Origin of the sequence: Vibrio sp. V19_P1S1T109, assembly GCF_002241375.1 — a bacterium.
Taxonomy (GTDB): Bacteria; Pseudomonadota; Gammaproteobacteria; order Enterobacterales; family Vibrionaceae; genus Vibrio; species Vibrio anguillarum.
Genome location: NZ_NDIM01000305.1, coordinates 1 through 5,862 on the forward strand (window position 1 = coordinate 1; position 5,862 = coordinate 5,862).

Annotated in this window: 4 protein-coding genes; 1 reads left to right on the plus strand and 3 read right to left on the minus strand. The window is 45.2% G+C overall.

The annotated features are described in order from the left end of the window. Positions 1-28 precede the first annotated feature (28 nt). The gene (gene norR / locus B9J87_RS14750; protein ID WP_094151510.1) at positions 29-1,615 is read left to right on the plus strand and encodes a nitric oxide reductase transcriptional regulator NorR; all 1,587 of its coding nucleotides are present in this window, start codon (positions 29-31) and stop codon (positions 1,613-1,615) included. Between the two features lie 93 nt (positions 1,616-1,708). On the opposite strand, the gene B9J87_RS14755 is transcribed toward norR, so the two are convergent. The 3 genes from B9J87_RS14755 to B9J87_RS14765 form a co-directional block, all read right to left on the minus strand. Then, positions 1,709-2,587, minus strand: coding sequence for a mechanosensitive ion channel family protein (locus tag B9J87_RS14755; protein ID WP_017047149.1), 879 nt, complete (start codon positions 2,585-2,587; stop codon positions 1,709-1,711). A 210-nt stretch (positions 2,588-2,797) separates the two neighbouring features. Continuing rightward, complete coding sequence (gene pepT, locus B9J87_RS14760; RefSeq protein ID WP_094151512.1) at positions 2,798-4,030, minus strand: peptidase T; 1,233 nt, start codon at positions 4,028-4,030, stop codon at positions 2,798-2,800. Positions 4,031-4,228: 198 nt separating this feature from the next. Continuing rightward, positions 4,229-5,437, minus strand: coding sequence for a NupC/NupG family nucleoside CNT transporter (locus tag B9J87_RS14765; RefSeq protein WP_094151514.1), 1,209 nt, complete (start codon positions 5,435-5,437; stop codon positions 4,229-4,231). Positions 5,438-5,862: the final 425 nt, after the last annotated feature.

Consider the following 5,862-nt stretch of genomic DNA (forward strand, 5'->3'; position numbering starts at 1 on the left):
ATCTAAAAACATCACCTGAGTGCTTACCATGCAAGATTTTTCCATCTCTACCTTGATTGAAATGACCATAGGACTCGCAAGTGGTTTGAATGATCAAGATAGGTTCAATCGCCTGCTTGATGCGATTCGTAAAACCATTCAATGCGACTGTGTGATGCTGCTTTCACGCCAAGGTGATTTGTTAATCCCCCTTGCGATGCAAGGTTTGACTCGCGATACCTTAGGCCGACGCTTTTTAATTGATGAACATCCGCGCTTTAGTGAGATTTGCCACGCTGATGGGCCGGTTATTTTCGATGCGAATTCATCACTACCCGATCCTTTCGATGGTTTATTAATGGATCATGATGGCGACCTTCCCATGCACTCTTGTATGGGCCTGCCCCTTTTGTTTGGTGACAAACTGCTCGGTATCTTGACGCTTGATAGCCTTAATCCCAACATGTTTGAGCATATTCCCAAACGCAGCCTAGAAGCGTTGTCGGCAATCGCGGCCTCTACCTTGAAAATGGCACTGACCTTTTCTCAACTTGAAGCACAAGCCAAACAATCACAGCAACGCTTAGAAGAGCTGAATGAAGAAGCATGGGACAGAGAAGGTGGAGAGATCATCGGTTCAAGTGCATCGATGCTGGCCATGAAAGCCGATTTGGAAGTGGTTGCCCCTTCTAATTTCAACATTTTAATCCATGGTGAAACGGGTGTCGGTAAAGAGCTGGTCGCACGAACACTGCACCAACTATCAGCGCGTAAACGCCAACCCCTTATTTATGTCAACTGCGCCGCAATTCCAGAAAACTTGGTCGAAAGTGAACTATTTGGGCATGTCAAAGGAGCTTTTACTGGAGCAGAACGACATCGCTTAGGCAAGTTTGCATTAGCCGACGGTGGAACCTTATTTCTCGATGAAATCGGTGAACTGCCATTGGCTGCCCAAAGCAAGATTTTACGTGCATTGCAGAACAATGAAATTCAGCCCGTAGGACAAGATCATGTCCAAACTATTGATGTACGGATATTGGCAGCGACAAATCGAGATTTAAAGCAAGAGGTGGAAGCGGGAAGATTCCGAGCCGATCTTTACCATCGACTCAGCGTATACCCTGTTCATATCCCTCCGCTAAGAGAGCGAAATGGTGACGTTACCTTGTTGGCAGGTTATTTTTTAGAGCAAGCGCGTCGCAAGCTCGGTATCACACAGCTCAAAATCGATCCCAACGCACTGGCTGGGTTACTCAACTACTCATGGCCCGGTAATGTTCGCGAATTAGAACACGTGATCAACCGCGCAGCGCTGAAAGCACGAGCCAGACAAGGCTTACAAGCGTTGATCACAGTCAACAGCTACGACATAGGTGAGTTAGATTTCAGCCTACCTCTGGTTAACACGCCAAGTACGTTGAGCGACACAGAAAACACAGCGAAGGTGTGGCAACGTGGGCTGCGAGAAGCAACGGATGAATATCAGCGTAAATTGATCAGTGAAGCATTGACCCAATCCGATTTCAATTGGGCAAAAGCGGGAAGATTATTGCAAGTGGATCGCGCGAATCTCACTCGGCTTTCAAAACGCTTAGGGATTTCGGTGAAAAAAACACACGCAATTGAGCGTTAATCTCACTTTCATCACTAATATATCTTTTCTCACCCAAACAGTAATTGCAGGTAAGACGCTCACCATACTGTGTGAGCGCTCATTATTCGGCGGTTAGCTACCCACTTCACTCGGCAGCACTTCTGTTGCAACTAAAGCGCGTGGAAATGCGTTTTCATACGCTTGCATAAAGTCTTGGCGGATCAGTTGCTCTAAATGGTTGGCCCGCTCTGTTGGGCAAAAAATCATGAAATGCACGATCTGTTCTCCTGCGGCTGCGCTGCTGATCTGAATGTGCGGCTCAGCACTGGGCAAATCTACACCCGCATGTTTTTCAATCATGCTGTTATAGCGCCTTGCAACATCAATAAAATGGGCAAAGTGGCTCTCAATCTTTTCATGCATAATCGGCAATAAAGGATACAAATTTACAAATTCAGGCACTACTATCGAAAAGTTATGAAACACATAACGCTTCATAAAATTAAGGTTTTTTACCGGAAACGAGAAGAACATACTGTTTGGCAAGGTCGCAGTTTTTCCAGTGTAGTGGTATTGACCATGATTCAAGTCGATTTCTTGGATCACGGTTGCCATCAAGTTGTGTTCGATCACTTCACCGCTCAGTTTTCCGACTTCAATCCAATCCCCGATACGAAATGAGCGAGAGCTCGCTCGCTGAATTGAACCCGTAAAACACAAGATGATCTCTTTTGATGCGACTACAATGGCGACCGCTATCGCAGTCACTGACAGTGCAAATTCGTTGATCTCCGATTGCCACAATACGAAGAGGATGACCAAAGTAAAGGCAAAGGTGCCATTCTTGGTGCGTGACATCCATTTACGCTGCTTTTCGGTAATCAGTGCGACATCGCCACGAATTTGAGAAAGCACAACTCGCCGCGTCAAAATAATCAACGTCATGATTAAAATACTAAACACCAATTTATGAGTGATAAGAAAGTCCCACACCGCGACCACTTTCTCCATATCAATCCCCTTCTTTTATTTTTATGCATAATGAGCAGCAACACATCTAAGCCACTAGAGAGCAGCAGATTGAGATCGTGTTAGAAATTTTAGAAAGGTATTGTAACTGAGTGAATAGTTAACGTCGGCATAAGGCGCAATTATTATGCGCCCTGTCATAGCTTTGGAAGAGAAACTCCCTTTGAGATTGGCGAAAGGAAAAATTTGTTATCAGTGTTGATTCGCCAACGCTGTCTTTTCAGCCAGTTTTACAATCACGTTTACCGCTTGTTCCATCCCTTCAATGGTAATGAACTCATGAATACCATGAAAATTATAACCGCCAGTGAAAATATTAGGGCATGGCAGGCCCATGAATGAGAGCCTCGCACCATCCGTACCACCTCGAATAGGTTTGATCAGCGGTTCAACATCACAAGCAATCATGGCTTGTTTAGCCAGTTCAATGACTTGTGGATGAGGCTCGACCATCTCTTTCATATTGAAATAGCTGTCCGTCACGACCAACTCAACTCGTCCTTTCTCAAGACGGGCATTTAACTGGTCCACTTGCTGCTGCATAAACACTTTACGAGCTTCCAAGCCTTCTCGTTCAAAATCTCTAATAATGTAACCCAAGGTTGAGCGAGCCACACTCATCTCTGCGGATTTTAAATGGTAAAAGCCTTGATAGCCCTGCGTGGTCTCTGGGGTTTGATCGGCTGGCATCATAAGCTGAAATTGTGCGGCGATGTTGATGGCATTCACCATTTTATCTTTCGCGGTCCCCGGGTGAACATTCACGCCATAGCAAATAACATCGGCGCTCGCCGCATTGAAGTTTTCATACTCCAATTCGCCCACCGGGCCACCATCAATGGTATAAGCCCACTGTGCGCCAAACTTCTCCACATCAAATAAATCCGCGCCACGGCCGATCTCTTCATCGGGAGTGAAACCGATACAAATATCACCATGTGCGATGCTTGGGTCGGCAATTAACCTCTCAATGGCCGTCATAATTTCAGCGATGCCTGCCTTATTATCGGCACCAAGCAGTGTGGTGCCGTCAGTCGTGATCAGATTGTAACCATGCAGTTGATGCAAATCCGGGTATTGAATAGGTGACAGCACCTCATCCCCTTTACCTAAAGCAATGTCTCCACCTTGATAATTCTCCACAATTTGCGGCTTAACGTGTTTGCCTGACGCGTCTGGCGCGGTATCCATATGTGCAATAAAACCAATCGCAGGAACAGGGTAATCAACATTCGATTGCAACTTCGCCATAACATAGCCGTGTTCATCAACCGTAGCATCGGTTAAGCCTAATGCGATTAATTCTTCATGCAGTGTATGGGCAAACGTCATTTGCCCTACTGAACTCGGGCAACGGCGGCTGGCAGGGTGAGATTGAGTATCAAAAGAGACATAACGCAAAAAGCGTTCAACAAGATTTTCCATAGCAAGCACTCAATAAGTTAGCATGTCAACGTATCGCCTATGTTGGGATACGCAGTTAATTGCAAGCTATACTACGCGCTCATCAGAAACGGAATTTGCTATAAATCAGCTTTTCAGCAATTACTGAGGTGTCAATCATTCAAAAAAGGGATAAAAAATGCCCACCGCAGTGAGCATTGAGAGAAGCAAACAGTGCGTTTAAAGCAGAATGAAAATGCCCGCTAGACATGCACTCATTAAGTTAGCTAGCGTACCTGCAATCACCGCTTTAATACCTAAATTCGCGACTTCTGCACGGCGTTCAGGAGCGATAACCCCGATAGAGCCTAATTGGATCGCGATAGAACCAATATTGGCAAAGCCGCACAAAGCAAAAGTAATAATAACTTGGGTGTGTTCCGACAACAGCGCTTTGTGGTCAACAAAATCAATGAAAGCCACAAATTCGTTCATCACCACTTTTTGCCCAATGTAAGAGCCCGCCATCAAGACTTCATTGCTTGGTACACCAATCAACCAAGCCAGTGGTGAAAATAGATAACCGAACAGCAGTTGTAAGGTAATGCCGTTCAAACCCAATAACTCACCGAAACTTTCAAGCCCAGTGTTAACCATCGCAATCACGCTCACAAATGCAACCAGCATTGTACCGACGGCCACCGCCACTTTCATGCCATTCATCGCCCCGCTCGCCAGTGCGTCAATCACATTACTTTCTTGCGCTTTATCCATCTCAATATTGGTTTGATCAAGTGGAACATCGCGCTCTGGTACGATGATTTTTGCCATCATCAAACTGCCGGGTGCCGCCATAAAACTGGCTGCAATAAGGTATTTAAGCTCAACACCTAGACCGGCATAGCCACCCAACACGCTACCTGCGACAGAGGCCATGCCTCCGGCCATTACGGCAAACAGTTCTGAACGTGTCATGCGCGACAAAAAGGGACGCACAAGCAGTGGAGATTCACCTTGTGAAAGAAAAATGTTACCCGTAGCGACCAGTGATTCAGCTTTGCTCGTACCTAAAAATTTTTGAATACCACCACCGATAAACTCGATGACTTTTTGCATGATACCAAGGTAATAAAGGGCAGAGATAAGAGCGCTGAAGAAAATGATGATAGGCAGAACACGAACAGCAAAAATAAATCCGGAATCGGCTAAATCACCGAATAGAAAGCGGATTCCTGCATCGGCGAAACCCAGCAAACTAGACACACCGCCGCTGATGCTGGCTAGTGCGCTTTGTCCCCATGGGAAGTAGAGCACCAGCGCGGCAAAACCAACTTGCAGCAATAAAGCACGTGATACGGTTTTCCAATTGATGAAAGATCGATTTTCAGAGAGCAGGTAGGCGCAAGCGATCAGCGCTAAAATGCCGACGAGGCCAAAAAGAATATTCATTGTATTTACCTAGTTTGAAATTTGGAAATAAGGGTAGAACCAAAAAACTTGGCAAAGGAGGAATCATTGTCCTTTTGCACAACAAAAGCATGACAAAAAGAGGGGTATGCGAACATATTGTTCATCTAAGATCACCTTATACAAGCAGAGGAACTTAGCTGGTCCAGTCCTTGGGGTCATTCACATTTCCGTGTGACGGCTTGTATGGGTTGAGCACCGGCTCATAACCGGGCGGAAAGTATAGCGAACAAAATGAGAGTTTCATCACATATTTTTACGCAAACGTTCAAGCGCTCATTTATTCGACAGTTATTCTAAAAAAACATCAAACACAGGCAAGATTGGATGGAAAACAAACAAAAAAAATATGGAATTTTCATCACAAATTTAAACTAATTTAGCTATATAAAAACGAATAATTGGTA